The organism is Desulfocurvus sp. (assembly GCF_023230885.1).
In the GTDB taxonomy this organism is placed as follows: Bacteria; Desulfobacterota; Desulfovibrionia; order Desulfovibrionales; family Desulfovibrionaceae; genus Desulfocurvus.
The window spans coordinates 1-15,376 of record NZ_JALNWM010000061.1; the positions used below are offsets into that span (position 1 = coordinate 1).

The window sequence follows — 15,376 nt, forward strand, 5'->3', positions numbered from 1 at the left end:
ATGCCGGGCAGCGGCTGGTGCTGCCCGTGCCCCGGGACAGCGCGCAGCGTTTCTGGGTCCGGCTGGAGCGGCACGCGACCCTTGAGGCGGCCTGGGCCGCGCGCCGCGCGGCGCGCTCCCTGGGCCTGGACGCCCGGGTCCTGCCCTGGCGCGGCGACGACGGCGGGCTGCGGTTCTCCGTGACCCTGGGCGGCCCCCGGCTGACGCCCGAAGCGGCCCGGGCGGCCCTGGACGAGGCCGGAGCCGGCGCCCTGTTGGCCGTCGAGCACGGTCTGGCCATGTTTTCCCCGCGCTAGGCGGGACTTGCGGATACGAGGCGCACATGCAGGCGACACGGAAGAAGAAGCTTGGCGAAATGCTGGTCGAGGCGGGGCTCCTGGGCCAGGACGAACTGGCGCGCATCCTGGGTGAGCAGCGCGGCAGCGGCATGCGCCTTGGCGAATACCTGGTCAACCGGGCCATCCTCAAGGAGGCCCAGATCATCGACCTGGTCAGCCGCCAACTGGGCATAGATACATACAGTTCCGAGAAATATTCCTACGACGTGTACCTGGAGTCGGCGCTGCCCGCCGAGCTGGCCCAGCGCCACCGGGTTGTGCCCGTGGCGCGCCGGGGGCGGCTGCTCACCGTCGCCACCCCCGACCCCATGGACATCTCCGCCCTGGACGCCGTGGAGATCCACACCGGCCTGGAAGTGGAGCCGGTGATCTGCACCGAGAAGGACTTCGAGGCCCTGACCTACGCCCTTTACGGCGTGGCCAACGACCTGGGCGGGGTCATGGACGGCATGGAGGAACTCTCCACCGAGGGCGAGGCCAGCGCCGAGGAGATGGAGCAGGGCCCCGACATGGCCGTGGCCTCCCTTCAGGACATGGCCGAGGAAGCCCCGGTGGTGCGGCTGGTCAATTCCATCCTGACCCAGGCCGTGCGCGAGGGCGCCTCGGACGTGCACATCAGCCCCGAAAAGGACCATGTGCAGCTGCGCTTTCGCGTGGACGGGCGCCTGCGCGAGGTTCCCGCCCCGCCGCGCAACTATTTCCTGCCCATCGTCTCGCGCATCAAGATCCTGGCCAACATGGACATCGCCGTGGCCATGGTGCCCCAGGACGGGCGCTTCACCTTCAACGTGGAGGGCCGCGAGGTGCATGTGCGCGCCTCGACACTGCCGACCATCCACGGCGAGAACCTGATCCTGCGCCTGCTCATGCGCACGGGCACGGCCCTGACCCTTGACGACCTGGGCATGCCCGACGAGGAGCGCGCCAAGATAGAGGCGGCCATCGTCAAGCCCTACGGCATGATCCTGACCACGGGGCCCACGGGCAGCGGCAAAAGCACCACGCTTTACGCCGTCCTGCGCAAGCTGAACACGCCGGACATCAATATCGTGACCCTGGAGGACCCGGTGGAATACCGGGTGCCCAAGATCCGCCAGGTGCAGCTCAACCGCAAGGCGGGCATGACGTTCGCAAGCGGCCTGCGCTCCATCCTGCGCCAGGATCCCGACGTGATCATGGTCGGCGAGATCCGCGACCAGGAAACCGCGCGCATCGCCGTGCAGGCGGCCATGACCGGCCACCGGCTGCTCTCCACCCTGCACACCAACGACGCGGCGGGCGCCGTGACGCGGCTCGTGGAGATGGGCGTGGAGCCGTTCCTGGTGGCCTCGACGCTCTTGGTGTCCATCGCCCAGCGGCTGGTGCGCCGGGTGTGCCCGCATTGCCGCGAGGTGGACGAGAGCCGCCCGGCGGGGCTGGCCCTGCTCGGGCTGCCCGAGGACGGCACCTACTACCGCGCCGTGGGCTGCCGCCTGTGCGGCGGCACGGGCTACAGCGGCCGGGTGGGGCTCTACGAGATACTGGAGATCGACCAGAGCACCCAGGAGCTGATCCTGGCGCGCGCCGCGGCCCCGGAAATCGCCCGGGCGGCCATGGCGGCGGGCAGGCTGCGCCTGCTGCGCGACGACGCGGCCCGCAAGGTCGCCCAGGGCGTGACCACCGTGGCCGAGGCGCTGACGGCTGTGCTTGTCTAGTTTTCATTAGCTGAAACAGGACGATACGGATGCCCAACTACAAATACAAGGCCATGAGCGAGACCGGGACCCCCGTGCGGGGGGTCGTGGCGGCGGCGGACGAGGCCCAGGCCATGCAGATGCTGGCCGCCAAGGGGCTGATCCCCCAGTCCGTGCGCGCCGGCGGGGCCGAAGCCGCCGAGGGCGGCGGGGGCGGCTTCGCGCTCATGCAGTCGGTCAAGCCCCAGGAACTGATCCTGTTCACCAAGCAGGTCAGGACCATGGTCCACGCGGGCATTTCCATCGTCAACGTCTTTCGCATCATGGAGCAGCAGTCGAGCAACCCGCTCATGCGCCGCACGGTGAGCGCCGTGGTCCAGGACCTCAAGCAGGGCGCCTCGCTCTACGATGCGTTTTCGCGCCACCCCAAGGTCTTCAACGAGCTGTACTGCGCCATGCTGCGCGCGGGGGAGGTCAGCGGCAACCTGGTCAACGTGTTCGACCGGCTGATCTACCTCATCGACCATGAATACAAGGTCCGCAAGCAGATCATCTCGGCGCTGACCTATCCGGCCATCGTGCTGGTCATGCTGCTCGGGGCCTTCCTGTTCCTGCTGTCCTTCGTGGTGCCCAAGTTCGCCGAGCTTTTCGAGCGGGCGAACATCGACCTGCCCCTGCCCACGGAGGTCTGCATCGCCATGTACAAGGGCCTTTCGGCCTACTGGCCCATGATGCTCCTGGGCACCGTGGTCGTGGTCGGCGGCGCGTACCTCTATGTGCGCACGCCCGTGGGGCGGCTGAACAAGGACCGCCTGCTCCTGGTCCTGCCCCTGGTGGGCCCGGTGTTCCAGAAGGCGGCCATGTCGCGCTTCGCCAGCATCTTCGGGCTGCTGCAATCCAGCGGCGTGTCCGTGCTGGCCTCGCTGGAGATCATCTCGCGGACCATCGGCAACGCGGCCATCTCGCGCGTGTTCGACGGGCTGGGCGAGAAGCTGCGCGAGGGTCGGGGCATCTCGGCGCCCCTGCGCAGCAGCGCCTATTTCCCGCCCATGGTGGTCAACATGATCGCCGTGGGCGAGGAGTCGGGCAACCTGGAGGACATGCTCACCGAGGTCGCGGCCCATTACGACTACGAGGTGGAATACCAGGTGGGGCGCATGGCCGAGATGATCGGCCCGCTGCTCATGGTCGCCCTGTCGGCGGTGGTCGGCTTTTTCGCGCTGGCCATTTTCATGCCGATGTGGGATTTGACGAAAATGGCGCACTAGGCCCGACCCCCTCGGGCCAAAGGCATTTGGCGTTTTTCAACCCAAAAACCGTTCCGGAGGAACAGCGTATGCAGACCACTTCCCACTCCCTGAAGCGTCAGGGCTTCACCCTCGTCGAAATCATCGCCGTGCTGGTGATTCTCGGCATCCTGGCCGCCGTGGCCGTTCCCAAGTACATCGACCTGCAGGACGAGGCGGCCCGGAAGGCCGTCTACGCCGCCGTGGCCGAGCTGAACGCCCGCGAGAGCCTGGTCTGGGGCAAGCTGAAGCTGGACCCCGCCAGCACCGAGACCATGGACTACGACCTGGGCGACGACTTCGGTACCGTGACCTCCACGGCCACCGGCGGCACCCTGACCTTCAAGTCCAAGACCTACACCCTGACCAAGACCACGGACGCCAGCGGCAACAGCCCGACGTACTGGTCCTACGACGGTGCCGCTGGCTCCTAGCAGACGGCCCGCGCCGGGAGGGGGCTCCCCTCCCGGCGCTTTCGGGAACAACAGTTGAACGGCGAGAGGTCATGCGGAAGAACAGGAAAAATGCCAGGCTCGGCTTCACCGCGGTGGAGATCCTCGCCGTGCTCGTCATCCTGGGCATCCTGGCCGCCGTGGCCCTGCCGCGCTACGGCACGCTCCAGCAGGACGCGGCCCTGCACGCCCTGGACGCCGCCGTGGCCGAGCTGAACACCCGCGAGAAGATGGCCTGGAGCGGGCTGCGCATCGCCACCCCCGTGCCCGGCAGCGACCTGGCCATGGACACCGCCGCGCGGGCGCGCGTGGACACGGCCCTGGGCCAGCGCTATTCCTGGACCGCCGCCCCGAACGCCGCTGGCGGCACCCTGGAATTCGAAGGCCAGAGCGCGACGCTCACGCGCCTGGCGGCAACCCTGGCCGAGCCCGCCGTCTGGAGCCGTTAGCCATGTTCGCTTCGCTCCTCCATGTCCCGCGCCGCCTCCGGCGCTCCGCTCCCGCCCCGGCCTTCACCCTGGTCGAGGTCATCGTGGTGCTCCTGCTGCTGGGGCTGCTGTCCGTCGCGGCGGTGAGCGCCCTGGGCGACGGCGAGGACCGCGCGCTGCCCTACGAATTTTCTACGCTCAAGACGCATATCCGCTTCGCCCAGGCCCGGGCTATGGGCCGGAACACGCCCTACGGCATCCGCTGCCAGGACGGGGCGTACTGGCTGTTCACCGGCTCGCAGGTCGGCACCGCCGTGCGCCTGCCCGGACAGGCGGCCGACACCGTGACCCTGCAAAGCTCCGTGACCCCCGCCAGCTTCACCCTGGCTTTCAACGGCCGCGGACAGGCATTTTCCGCCGCAGTGTTCACCGCCGCCAACGCCCTTGGCGAGGACCAGGACGTGACCCTGACCCTGGACGGCGAAAGCCTGGGCTTCACCGTCACCGCTCACACGGGGTACATCCCATGACCGCCGCCCCGCCTCGCTCCCGCCGCGCCCGGCGCGCGGCCCCGGGCTTCACCCTCGTGGAGCTCATCGTGATCTTCGTCGTGGGCGCCGTGCTGGCCGTGATGGTCACCACCCTGGCCCACGAGACCATGCCCCACTTCGGCAACGAAACGGTGATCCAGGTGGACCGCCAATACGACCTGCTGCGCGAGATCGAGCGCCTCCAGGCCGCCTACCGCCAGCAGATCGAGGCCGGGACCCTGAACCTGGATACCCTGCTGTCCGGCTGGACGCCCGGCGGCCCCGTGACCCTTTCGGTGAGCACGCAGACCGTCTCCGCCGCTGGCGGCGGCTTCACCTTTTCCACGGCCGTGCGCAAGGTGCGCTTCACCTGCGGCGACTATGTGATGTATTCCTATTTCGCCGAGTAGCCGCATGCGCAACCGCCCGGGATTCACCCTCATCGAGATCATCCTGGCCATGAGCATCCTGGCCTTCGTCGGCGTGGTCTTCATTTCGGCCCTGACCTATACGGCCACGAGCTGGGTCGCCGCCGTCGAGTCGGTGGAGATGGCCCAGAAGGCGCGCCTGGCCCTGACGCGCATCTTCGTCGAGTTGCAGGAGATGCGCGGGATGGACGCGGGGCACCGGGCCGACAACGACGCCAACACATTGTATTTCATCGATATGGAGGGGCAGCCCCTGCTCCTGCGCCAGGTGGGCGACACCATTTTTCTCGACGGGGAGGCGCTGCTGGACGGCGCGGCCACGGGCGGCGAGATGCTCAGCTTCCGCCGCGCCGACGACAGCGACTGGGACCCCACCAACGACGACCTGGACGACCTCTACGAGATCGGCATCCGCGTGGTGCTCGACTCGCAGTACCTGAACACCCAGCGGGCCTTCGGCACCGTCGTCAACCCGCTGTACACGGGCGTTGCCCGTGCCCCGAGGCTGCAATGAGCCGAATTCGAGCGCCTTTCGTCAGCCGGTCGCGCCCCGGCGCGGCCATCGTGCCCCTGATTGTGACCCTGCTGCTGCTGGCCGGTGTGGGCCTTAGCGTACACGACCTGCTGAACACCAGCGCCCTGGAGCAGCCTGCCGCCGTGCCCGCGCGCGCCGCCCTCTACGCCGCCGAGGCGGGCATCCGGCTGGCCGCCGCCGAATACAACGCCCAGGGCGCCGCCGCCGACCGCGCGGCGCTGTTTGCGAACATCGACGGGCGCGACTTCGTCCTGGACTCGGCCACCGACTCGCGCTTCCGGCTGGACGTGTTCTCCTACGGCTTCCGCCCCCTGACGCACAACACCGGCACCCGGACCATCACCGCCCGGGCCGTGCGCCGCGTGCCCCTGGCGGACATGGCCGACAACTCCTCGGGGCCCATATCCATGCCGGCGGGCAGCCTGATCAGCGTGCGCGACGAGATCGGCAACGACATCCCCGCGACCCTGGCCGCCGCCGCCACCGTCCACACCGACAACGACGGCAGCCAGATCGTGACCTTCACCTATTCGCCCCTGCCCGGGGGGGCCGTGCTGGGCGCCAGCGCCGACCTGGACTTCGTGAACATCGCCCACGCCACGGATTCCCTGCCCTCGGGCAGCGCCGCCAGCCTGGGCGGCCTGCCGGGCGACATGGGCAACTTCCCTCCCGAGAACGGGCGGATCTACATCCCCGAGGCGGACAAGACCTACACCTATCGCGAGCGCGTGGTGGAGGGCGACGGCAGCGTGACCCTGAGGGGCCTGGAGGCCCAAAACGGCTCCTTCGCCGTCAGCGATTTCCGCGACTCCACGGTTATCCTGCGCACGGCCTACGCCCTGCGCTCCACGGGCAGCGTGGGCACCGATGCCTACTCGGCCCAAAAGACCCTGGTCCACTACGATTCGCCCTCGGACGAAGGCACCAACCTGGACCCCGTTGAGCGCGTGGCCGACCCCAACCGGGTCATCGAAACGACCATGAACGACCTGACGGCGTTCAACAGCTCCGACCGGACCCTGCGCCTGGACGGCAGCGACAGGACGGTGCTGGAGATCAAGTCCTACCAGTCCACCCAGGGCACGCACATCAACTACGCGGCCATCCACAGCCTGGAGCGCGACAGCAGCGGCCCCTGGGGCCATGTGGTGCGCCTGAACAAGGACAGCCTGTTCCGCTGGCGCTGGAAGCAGGACACCCGCCTGTCCTACGATGTGCAGACCAAGCTCTCCTCGGGCTGGAAGCTGCCCTTCGCCCTGGCCGGGCTCTCCCTGCGCCTGACCGAAACCGGCACCAGCGGGCAGTACGACTTCTACGGCGTGTCGTTCCTCAAGTTCTACGGCAGCGGGCCCCTGCCCAGCCGGTGGTACTGGTTCAACTGGTACACCGTGCGCGGCGACCACATCCCCGACGGCGTGAAGCCCACGGGGCAGGGCACCACCGTGCACACCTGGAACTCGCCGCCCGAGCTGGAGGGCTCCAGCAGCTATCCGCTGAACATCACCGAATCCGACCGGGTGCTGCTGGTCTTCTGGCGCAACAAGAACGGGGTCAGCACCTGGCTGGCCTACAAGGTGCTGGGTTATCAGGACAACAACTCCTCCATCGTGGGCGAGTGGGGCATGTATCCCAAGCAGCAGAACATCGACGGGCGCATCGTCAGCGACAACACGACCCTGGTCGTCCGGGCCGAGGAGCAGTTCGTCAACGGCGAAAAGGTGAACCGCTTCAAGGTGTTTTACGGCGACGCGTCCAACCGGAGCGGGCTGACCAGCCGCACGGGCGACGCCCTGGCCTACAACATCATCACCGGCGCATCCAACTCCGCCTCGCGCGACCGGGGCCGCCTGCGCTACCGGCCCGAATGGGTGACCAACAGGGGCCACGCCTATCCCCTGTATCCCGTGCTGCGCATCGGCGACTGGTCCGCCAGCGCGGACTATTTCACCTTCATCATGGACGCGCCCGCCTACGGCCTGCACCAGTGCAAGTGGGACCGGATCAACACCACGGCCATCGCCGCCGACCCCGCCGCCGACATCCGCCTGCTCTCCGACGGCGGCACCATCCGCACCCGCGAGTTCCTGTCGCCCAACAGCGCCACCTGGCCCGCCAACCCCAACAACTGGCCCTCCAACCGGCCCGAGGTCGGCCTGCACGCCTACGGCAGGCTCATCCGCGCCGATTCGGGCAACAACGCCGTGACCTTCGACGACCTGGCCCTGGGGTTCCTGCTCTACGAGGACACCCCGACGCCGCTGGTGGACTAGGAGGACTTCATGCGACGCCTGGTGCTTTCCGCGGCCGCGGCCGCACTTTGCGCGGCCCTGCTGGCCCCCGCTCCGGCCCTGGCCCTGCTGGCCATCGAGCCCGACGCCCCGGCGTATACCGGCCCCCCGGCCGGGGGGCCGCCTTCCGCCGCGCCCCCGGCGCCCGGCGCTCCGCCCGCCCGCCCGGACGCGCCCCCGACGCCCGGTCAGGGCCCGGCCGCCCGGCCCGCGCCCGCCCCCGGCGCCCAGGGGGCGCCCCACGGCACGCCGCCCGCGCAGACGCCCTAGGGCCCCGGCCTCACGCTTGGCTTGACAATCGCGCCCCGACCTGGAACCACAAGGGCGGTCGGGCCGGGGCTCGACCCTTCGGCATCGCGCAACCCTGCGAGGCTCCCGTGGCATTGAACCGACGCAACAACGGCGGTATGCCCCGCCGTCTGGCGGTGATTTTCTCCCTGGCCGGGCTGGCTTTTTGCCTTGTCGCCGCGCTGGGGCTGGCGGAGCACCTGTGCGCCACCTCGGGCTGCGCCCTGTATGCGGACTGGACCCTGTGGGGACTGTCGCTGTGGTGGTGGGGCGTTGGCGGCTTCGCCCTGCTGGCGGTGACGGCCCTGGTGTCGCCCCCGGCGGCCCTGGCCCTGGGCGGGGCCGCGGTGCTGGCCGACGCGGCGCTGCTGGCGGTCATGGCCTTCATGGCCCCGTGCCTGAACTGCCTCATCGCCGGGGCCGTGTTCTTCCTGGTCTGGTGCTGCCTCGTTCTGGCGGTGCGGCCCCGGGGGTCCGTGGCCGTGCTGGCCGTGCTTTGGCTCGTCGCCCTGTCGCCGAACCTGGTGGCCCTGGCGGGCGACGGCGGCGGCTGGGCCATCTACGGCAACGCCGAGAACGCCGCCACCCGCGTGTATTTTTCGCCCAGCTGCCCGGCCTGCCGCCGGGCGGTGTTCACCCTGGGGGCCCTGTCGCCCTCGGGCGTGGCCTATATCCCCGTTTCCGAGGCCCCGCAGGACGTGGACCGGCTCATGGCCCTGCACCAGGACATCCTGGCGGGCATGCCTTTCCTCGATGCGTTCCGCCGCGCCGTGGCTCCGGATTTCCAGCCCGGCGACCAGGGCTTCTGGCGCCGCCTGCGCTACCGCGCGCTGCTGGCCTACAACCACGCCGTGTTCCGGCGCATGGGCGGGCGTGCCGTGCCCTATATCGCCAGCGTGGGCCTGCGCCCGCTGCCGGGCCTTGCCCCGGGCCTGGCGCTTCCGGTGCCGCCCCCGGGCGAGCCCCGGCCCCAGCCCGCGCCGCAGGCCGCCCCCGAGCCCGAGGCGCCCCCCGCGACGGCGCCATGAGCACCTTCGAGGCCCTGGTCCAGTCCTGCGTGCAGCAGGGCGTGTCGGACATGCACATTACCGGCGGGCACCCCGTGGTGCTGCGCAAGGACGGCACCGTCGCGCCCCAGCGCCGGATCGTCCTGCGCCACGCCGAGGTGGACGAGCTGGCGCGCTCGCTCATGACCCGCCAGCAGGCCCGGACCCTGCGCCGCCAGTGGTCCGTGGACTTCGCCATCTCCGTCGGCGGTACGCGCCTGCGCATCAACGTCTTCGCCACCACGCGCGGGCTGTCCCTGGCCGTGCGCTTCCTGCCCGGCGAGGCTCCCGAGATCGAAAAGCTCAACCTGCATCCGTCCCTGGGCGATTTCTGCCGTGCGCCCGCGGGGCTGGTGCTGCTGTGCGGGGCAACGGGCAGCGGCAAGACCACGACCATCGCCGCCCTGCTGGGCGAGATCAACCGCACCCGCGCCGCCCATGTGGTGACCCTGGAAGACCCGGTGGAGTACCGCTTCCGCTCGGTGAAGTCGTTCATCGAGCAGCGCGAGCTGGGCGCCAGCTTCCAGAGCTTCGAGCAGGGGCTGGTGGATGTGCTGCGCCAGGCGCCGGACGTGATCTTCGTCGGCGAGCTGCGCCGCGCGGAGATCATCCGCCTGACCCTGGACGCGGCCGAGTCCGGGCATCTGGTTTTCGCCACGCTGCACGCCAACTCGGTGGAGGAGGCGCTCTACCGCGTGCTCAACGCCTTTCCGGCCGACGCCCAGGATTTCGCGCGCTCCCAGCTGTCTTCGGCCCTGTGCGGGGTGGTGGTCCAGCGGCTGGCCCTGCGTCCGGAGCTGGGCTTCCGCGTGCCCGAGCTGTCCGTGCTGCGCACGGGCAAGGCCGTGCGCAGCCTGATCCGCGACAACCGCCTGAGCCAGCTGGAGAACGCTATGGAACTGGGCCGCGAGGCGGGCATGTTCACCTTCGCCACCTACGCCCAGGAGATGCAGGCCCGGGGCGCGGGCTATGTGCATCCCTCGCGGACCCTGCGCCCCGGGCAGGAGGCCGCCCGCGAGACGGTCTACGAATCCCCGCTCATCGATCCCCTGGCCAGCGGGCCCGCGCCCGCCCCCGGCCCGGTGGCGGCCGACGGGGCGGCACCTCCGGACGCCCTGACCATCGAGGACGACGCCACCCTGTCGGATGTCATCCGTCAGCTCACCGACCGGGGCGCGCCGGGCGGCGGCTAGCCGGGGCGCGGGCGCTGCCTTTGGCCCTCCGGCCCTCCGGGCCCCGGAGCTATTTCCGGGTCGCGAACCATTCGGCCACGGCCTGCATGTCCTCGTCGGACATGCCCCGGGCCTTGTTCTCCATGATCTTGTTGAAGCGCGTGCCGTCGCGGAAACCCTTGAGGGCGGCGACGATTTCGGCTGGGTCGGCGCCGTGGAACTCGGTGCCGTGGCATTTGCAGCCCTTGGCCAGGGCTTCGCCCCGGGCCATGTCCGCCGCGTGGGCCGTGCGGGCGGCGGGCGGGGCAGGCGCGGCGGCGGCGCAAAGGAGCAGGACGGCGGCGACGAAAAGGGCTGCGGGGCGTTTCATGGATACTCCTGAATGTCGGTGCCGGGGCCCGCGCGGACGGGGGGCGCCCCGGAATTGCGTAGCCCCGGGCAGGCTCGGTGCCGGGGCCGCGCGGGCGGGGGGCCTTGCCAAGGCCGCGCAGGGTCTGGCACAATTTAAATTTTGGTGAAACTAACAGCAATTGGGGGCCGGAGGCAATGGGCTATCTCGACATGCAGCAGTGCCTGGGCGACCTGGAGCGGCGCGGGCAGCTGGTGCGCATCCGCCAGGAGCTGGACGCGCGCCTGGAAATCGGCGCCGTGCAGCGGCGCGTGTTCGCCGCGGGCGGCCCGGCGCTGCTGTTCGAAAACGTGCGCGGCTGCCGCTTCCCCATGGTCGGCAACGTGTTCGGAACCAGGGAGCGCCTGCGCTTCATCTTTCGCGACACCCTGCGGACCATCGAGCGCCTCTTCGCCCTCAAGGTCGACCCCCTGGACGCCCTGCGCCGTCCCTGGCGCTATGCGGGGGTGCCCCTGGCCCTGGCCCGGGCCGTTCCGCGCACGGTGCGCTCCGGCCCGGCCCTGGCCGTGCGCGCCAGGATTTCCGACCTGCCCATGCTCGTGTCCTGGCCCCGGGACGGCGGCGCCTACGCGACCCTGCCCCAGGTCTATTCCGAAAGCCCGGCTCGCCCCGGCTACGCGGGCTCCAACCTGGGCATGTACCGCGTGCAGCTTTCGGGCAACGCCTACGAACCCGACCGCGAGGTCGGCCTGCACTACCAGATCCACCGCGGCCTGGGGCACCACCACGCCGAGGCCCTGGCCCGGGGGCAGCGTCTGCCTGTGAGCGTGTTCGTGGGCGGGCCTCCGGCCATGACCCTGGCCGCCGTGATGCCCCTGCCCGACGGCATGCCCGAGGTGTTCTTCGCCGGGGTGCTCGGCGGGCGGCGCCTGCCCATGCTCCGCCGCCCCGGGGCCCTGCCCGTGCCCGCCCACGCCGACTTCTGCATCCAGGGGCATATCGTCCCCGGCACGGGCAAGCCCGAGGGGCCCTTTGGCGACCACCTGGGCTACTACAGCCTGACCCACGATTTCCCCGTGCTGGAGGTCGACGCCGTGTTCCACCGGCCCGACGCCGTGTGGCCCTTCACCACCGTGGGCCGCCCGCCCCAGGAAGACACGATGTTCGGGGCCTTCATCCACGAGCTGACCGCCGAGCTGGTGCCCACCGTGTTCTCCGGGGTCCACGAGGTCCATGCCGTGGACGCCGCCGGGGTCCACCCGCTGCTTTTGGCCGTGGGCAGCGAGCGCTATGTGCCCTACGCCGAGCGCCGCACGCCCCAGGAGCTGCTGACCAACGGCATGTCCCTGCTGGGCTCGACCCAGACCTCGCTGTCCAAGTATGTGCTCATTGCCGCCCGCGAGGACGACGCGCGCCTGTCGGCCCACGACGTGCCCGGATTCTTCCGCCACATGCTCGAACGGGTGGACCTCGGGCGCGACCTGCACTTCATCACCCGCACCACCATGGACACCCTGGACTACTCGGGCATCAGCCTGAACCAGGGCTCCAAGCTGCTGTGGGCCTCGTGCGGCCCGGCGCGCCGGACCCTGGCCACGGAAGTCCCCGCCGGGCTGGCCCTGCCCGAGGGCTTCGGCGACCCGCGCCTGGCCGCCCCGGGCATCCTGGTCCTGCGCGGCCCGGCCCACGACCGGGGCCGCGACGACCACGACCCGCGCCTGGAAGCCCTGGCCCGGGCCCTGGAGGGCCTCCCCGGGCTGGAGGGGCTGCCCCTGGTGGTCTGCGCCGACGACGCGGCCCTGGCCGCCCGCAACTGGGACAACCTGCTCTGGGTGACCTTCACCCGTTCGGACCCGGCCACGGACATCTACGGCGCCGGGGCCTTCACCCGCTGCAAGCACTGGGGCTGCGCCGGGCCGCTGGTCATCGACGCGCGGCTCAAGACCTACCACGCCCCGCCCCTGGAGCCCGATCCCGAGGTGGAGCGGCGCGTGGACGCCCTGGGCGCCCCGGGCGGCCCCCTGGCGGGAATCATCTAGCGTCGCGTCCTTGATTTGACGCCGGGGCTCCCGGGGAAAAAGATTTCTTGGTTCAGGTCGTTGTCTGCCCAGCCCGTGCGACGGCACCGTGCGGGCGCGACGCCGGGGCAGCAGCCGTACCGGCGGGCCTGGTGCGAACGACGGCACCGTGCGGGCGCGACGCTGGCCCGGGGCCTTACGGGGGCGCCGGTGCCTGGGGGGCCGGACCTTTTTCCGGCCTTGCGCGCCGGTTGACGGCCGCGCGGTGCCCGGCGGGAGTCCGGCGGGTGGTCCGGTCCCTGGATGGAAGGTCGGGGTTCCGGCGGCCCGGCGCCATCCGTCCGGCCCCCGGCCCCCGGCCTCCGGCTTTGGCGGTGGCGCGGCCCCGGCGCCGCCCGGAGCCGGGCCGGGGCGCGTTTCGCCCGGCGGGCCGGGGTTGCGCCCGGGGCGTGTCGGGCGTAGAACCGGGCTCTTCGGCTTGCGCCTGTTCCGGCCCGGCCCGGCCGTGGCCTGTGGCCCGCGACGCCCGCGCCCGGGGCGCCCGGTGGGGCTGGGTGTTTCGATGCCGCTTTTTCCGACCAGCCAAGGAGATATTCCGTCCATGCGCCGAACCCTGTCCGTGTCCCTGGCCGTGCTTGCGGCCCTGGTTCTTGCCGCCTGCGCCCCGCGAAGCGGGGGGCCGGTCCTGAAGGAGCAGATTCGCGACGCCGTGCGCGAGCATCCTGAAATCGTTCTGGAAGCCCTGGCCGAGGACAAGGTGGCCCTGCTGGAGCTGGTGGAGCAGGGCGCCCGCGAGCGGCGCGACCGGGCCATGCGCGACAAGTGGCGCCAGCAGCTGGAAACGCCCCTGGAGCCGGCCCTGGACCCCGCCCGCCCCTGGCACGGCGCGGCCGACGCGGCCGTGACCGTGGTGTCCTATTCCGACTTCCTGTGCGGCTACTGCGCCCGGGGGGCCGCAACCCTCGACGCCCTGGTGGAGGGCTCGGGGGGCACGGTCCGCCACCTGGCCAAGCATGCGCCCATGTCCGAGAACGGCGAGTACGCGGCCCGGCTCTACGAGGCCCTGGGCCTGCAACAGGAGGCCCTGGCCCTGGATTTCGCCCGGCGGGCCTTTGCCGAGCAGGCGAAAATCGCCTCGGCCCCGGAGCCGCGCAAGGCGTTCCACGACCTGGCCCTGGCCCTGCCCGGGGTGGACGCCGGGCGCCTGGAGGCCGACCTGGAGGGCGAGACGGTGCGCGACCGCGTGCGCCAGGACGCCCGGGAGTTCCTGGACTGGGGGTTCTCGGGGGTGCCGGTCTACCTGTTCAACGGCGTGGCCCTTGAGGGTGCCGTTTCCGAGGGCACCATGCGGGAGGTCCTGGAGCTGGTGCAGGGCGGCAGGTAGCTTCCGGGCCGCCGGTCCGGCCCCGCGGATGCGTCCGGCGGGGCAGGGGCCCGCGTCCGCCTTCTGGCGGTCGCGGGCCTTTGCGTTTCGGGCGGGCCGGAATGTCGGCGGCCCGGGATGGGCCGGGCCGGGATGTCCGGGCCGGGATGTCGGCGGGGCGGGCCCGCCCGGGGTCAGGGCCGGTCCAGGGCGTAGTCGCGGCAGATGGCCTCGAAGGGCTCCAGGTCCGCATCGCGGGGGGCGCGCATGAAGGCGCCCAGGAGCACGGCGCCGATGCCCGTGCGCCACATGCGCCCCCGTCGGGCCCGGGGCCAGGGGCGGCGCAGCAGCCGCGCCAGCAGCGGCGCACCCAGGATCCCGGCGCCATGAACCGTGTCCGGGTCCGTGCGGGGTTCGCCGTCCGGGCCGGGCGGGGCGGGAGCCTCGGCGAAGAAACCCGCCGGGGCGCCCAGGGCGCCGTAGAAGATGTCGGCGTATTGGGCCAGGGTGCGGTGGTCCAGCAGGGCGTCGGCGGGCCCCAGGCGGTCGAGCACCAGGTCGCAACCCGTGTGCGGGGCGGCCAGGGCCAGGCGAAAATGGCCAGGGGTGAAGGAGAAGGAGCGCAGCTCCAGACCGCCGGGGACCACGGCGGCTATGCCGAAGGCCGCCCAGGGCACGGGGCCGTCCGGGGGGTGGTCGTCCAGGCTGTCCAGCACGGCCAGGGCCGTGGCCGCGTCGTCTTCCCGGGCGGGGCCGGGCAGGATGAAGCGCGCCGTGGCCGTCAGGCCCGTGTCCGGCCGGTGCAGCACGGCGCCGAGCCCGCCGCCGTCCGCGCCGCGCCAGGCGAAGGGCCACAGGCTTCCGCGCGCCGCGTCGCCCTCGCGGGGCGAGGCCCAGCCCGGGGGCAGGGCGCCCGGATCCTGGTCCACCGACGCCCCCGGCCCCAGGGCCTGCGCGAGGCGCGCCAGGTGCGCCCGGAGGTCGAAATCCTCCCGGGTGCGGCGCCAGCGCAGGTCCAGCCCCTGGCCGTCGCGCCCGGCCACATGCAGGGCGAAGGCCCGGAACTCGGCAGAGTCCCAGCTTCTGGGCACCTGGAGGCTCACGCCGTTCCAGGCCAGGAATTTTCGGGGCGTCCGGGGGGTGGTCATGGTGCGGCTGCGTCGGGCTGCGGCGCGGTTTTCG

At 71.3% G+C, this 15,376-nt stretch carries 16 protein-coding genes; 14 read left to right on the forward strand and 2 right to left on the reverse strand.

Going from position 1 to position 15,376, the window contains the following annotated elements:
- The 12 genes from M0P34_RS06140 to M0P34_RS06195 all read left to right on the forward strand — a co-directional run.
- Positions 1-296: hypothetical protein (locus M0P34_RS06140; RefSeq protein ID WP_291497472.1), on the forward strand; the 296-nt coding region annotated here is incomplete at its 5' end.
- 26 nt (positions 297-322) lie between these two features.
- A complete protein-coding gene (locus tag M0P34_RS06145; protein WP_291497474.1) occupies positions 323-2,032 on the forward strand; it encodes a type II/IV secretion system protein in 1,710 nt (569 codons plus the stop codon).
- A 29-nt stretch (positions 2,033-2,061) separates the two neighbouring features.
- Entirely contained in the window at positions 2,062-3,279 is a 1,218-nt protein-coding gene (locus M0P34_RS06150; protein ID WP_291497476.1) for a type II secretion system F family protein, read from the forward strand.
- Between the two features lie 68 nt (positions 3,280-3,347).
- Positions 3,348-3,731, forward strand: a complete 384-nt coding sequence (locus M0P34_RS06155; protein WP_291497478.1) for a prepilin-type N-terminal cleavage/methylation domain-containing protein — start codon at positions 3,348-3,350, stop codon at positions 3,729-3,731.
- A gap of 71 nt (positions 3,732-3,802) precedes the next feature.
- Complete coding sequence (locus tag M0P34_RS06160) at positions 3,803-4,198, forward strand: type II secretion system protein (RefSeq protein ID WP_291497480.1); 396 nt, start codon at positions 3,803-3,805, stop codon at positions 4,196-4,198.
- Between the two features lie 2 nt (positions 4,199-4,200).
- Positions 4,201-4,707 carry a GspH/FimT family pseudopilin gene (locus M0P34_RS06165; protein ID WP_291497482.1) on the forward strand — a complete coding sequence of 169 codons (507 nt, stop codon included), beginning with the start codon at positions 4,201-4,203 and terminating at the stop codon, positions 4,705-4,707.
- A complete protein-coding gene (locus tag M0P34_RS06170; protein WP_291497484.1) occupies positions 4,704-5,117 on the forward strand; it encodes a type II secretion system protein in 414 nt (137 codons plus the stop codon). Before M0P34_RS06165 ends, M0P34_RS06170 begins: the two co-directional genes overlap by 4 nt.
- A 4-nt stretch (positions 5,118-5,121) precedes the next feature.
- Positions 5,122-5,649: a type II secretion system protein gene (locus M0P34_RS06175; protein ID WP_291497486.1), complete on the forward strand. Its 528-nt coding sequence runs from the start codon at positions 5,122-5,124 to the stop codon at positions 5,647-5,649.
- A complete protein-coding gene (locus M0P34_RS06180) occupies positions 5,646-7,940 on the forward strand; it encodes a hypothetical protein (protein ID WP_291497488.1) in 2,295 nt (764 codons plus the stop codon). Before M0P34_RS06175 ends, M0P34_RS06180 begins: the two co-directional genes overlap by 4 nt.
- Before the next feature lie 9 nt (positions 7,941-7,949).
- Positions 7,950-8,228, forward strand: a complete 279-nt coding sequence (locus M0P34_RS06185; RefSeq protein ID WP_291497490.1) for a hypothetical protein — start codon at positions 7,950-7,952, stop codon at positions 8,226-8,228.
- A 137-nt stretch (positions 8,229-8,365) separates the two neighbouring features.
- Entirely contained in the window at positions 8,366-9,274 is a 909-nt protein-coding gene (locus M0P34_RS06190; protein WP_291497492.1) for a hypothetical protein, read from the forward strand.
- A complete protein-coding gene (locus tag M0P34_RS06195) occupies positions 9,271-10,485 on the forward strand; it encodes a PilT/PilU family type 4a pilus ATPase (protein WP_291497494.1) in 1,215 nt (404 codons plus the stop codon). Before M0P34_RS06190 ends, M0P34_RS06195 begins: the two co-directional genes overlap by 4 nt.
- Before the next feature lie 49 nt (positions 10,486-10,534).
- Here the strand turns inward: M0P34_RS06195 and M0P34_RS06200 are convergent, their stop codons facing one another.
- On the reverse strand, positions 10,535-10,834 hold the full coding sequence (locus M0P34_RS06200; protein WP_291497496.1) for a cytochrome C: 300 nt from the start codon (positions 10,832-10,834) through the stop codon (positions 10,535-10,537).
- 176 nt (positions 10,835-11,010) lie between these two features.
- Here M0P34_RS06200 and M0P34_RS06205 point away from each other — a divergent pair, with 176 nt between their 5' ends.
- Both M0P34_RS06205 and M0P34_RS06210 read left to right on the forward strand, forming a co-directional pair.
- A complete protein-coding gene (locus tag M0P34_RS06205; RefSeq protein ID WP_291497498.1) occupies positions 11,011-12,852 on the forward strand; it encodes a UbiD family decarboxylase in 1,842 nt (613 codons plus the stop codon).
- A 580-nt stretch (positions 12,853-13,432) separates the two neighbouring features.
- Positions 13,433-14,215, forward strand: a complete 783-nt coding sequence (locus M0P34_RS06210) for a DsbA family protein (RefSeq protein WP_291497499.1) — start codon at positions 13,433-13,435, stop codon at positions 14,213-14,215.
- A gap of 173 nt (positions 14,216-14,388) precedes the next feature.
- Here M0P34_RS06210 and M0P34_RS06215 read toward each other — a convergent pair.
- Positions 14,389-15,376 (reverse strand): hypothetical protein (locus M0P34_RS06215; protein WP_291497502.1); only part of this gene is annotated, 988 nt, incomplete at its 5' end.

Excerpts from the sequence above, each read along its gene's own strand:
- M0P34_RS06210 (WP_291497499.1), top strand. The coding sequence starts at position 13,433 with ATGCGCCGAACCCTGTCCGTGTCCCTGGCCGTGCTTGCGGCCCTGGTT.
- M0P34_RS06200 (WP_291497496.1), bottom strand. The coding sequence starts at position 10,834 with ATGAAACGCCCCGCAGCCCTTTTCGTCGCCGCCGTCCTGCTCCTTTGC.
- M0P34_RS06145 (WP_291497474.1), top strand. The coding sequence starts at position 323 with ATGCAGGCGACACGGAAGAAGAAGCTTGGCGAAATGCTGGTCGAGGCG.
- M0P34_RS06180 (WP_291497488.1), top strand. The coding sequence starts at position 5,646 with ATGAGCCGAATTCGAGCGCCTTTCGTCAGCCGGTCGCGCCCCGGCGCG.
- M0P34_RS06190 (WP_291497492.1), top strand. The coding sequence starts at position 8,366 with ATGCCCCGCCGTCTGGCGGTGATTTTCTCCCTGGCCGGGCTGGCTTTT.
- M0P34_RS06160 (WP_291497480.1), top strand. The coding sequence starts at position 3,803 with ATGCGGAAGAACAGGAAAAATGCCAGGCTCGGCTTCACCGCGGTGGAG.
- M0P34_RS06170 (WP_291497484.1), top strand. The coding sequence starts at position 4,704 with ATGACCGCCGCCCCGCCTCGCTCCCGCCGCGCCCGGCGCGCGGCCCCG.
- M0P34_RS06195 (WP_291497494.1), top strand. The coding sequence starts at position 9,271 with ATGAGCACCTTCGAGGCCCTGGTCCAGTCCTGCGTGCAGCAGGGCGTG.
- M0P34_RS06150 (WP_291497476.1), top strand. The coding sequence starts at position 2,062 with ATGCCCAACTACAAATACAAGGCCATGAGCGAGACCGGGACCCCCGTG.
- M0P34_RS06185 (WP_291497490.1), top strand. The coding sequence starts at position 7,950 with ATGCGACGCCTGGTGCTTTCCGCGGCCGCGGCCGCACTTTGCGCGGCC.
- M0P34_RS06205 (WP_291497498.1), top strand. The coding sequence starts at position 11,011 with ATGGGCTATCTCGACATGCAGCAGTGCCTGGGCGACCTGGAGCGGCGC.
- M0P34_RS06175 (WP_291497486.1), top strand. The coding sequence starts at position 5,122 with ATGCGCAACCGCCCGGGATTCACCCTCATCGAGATCATCCTGGCCATG.
- M0P34_RS06155 (WP_291497478.1), top strand. The coding sequence starts at position 3,348 with ATGCAGACCACTTCCCACTCCCTGAAGCGTCAGGGCTTCACCCTCGTC.
- M0P34_RS06165 (WP_291497482.1), top strand. The coding sequence starts at position 4,201 with ATGTTCGCTTCGCTCCTCCATGTCCCGCGCCGCCTCCGGCGCTCCGCT.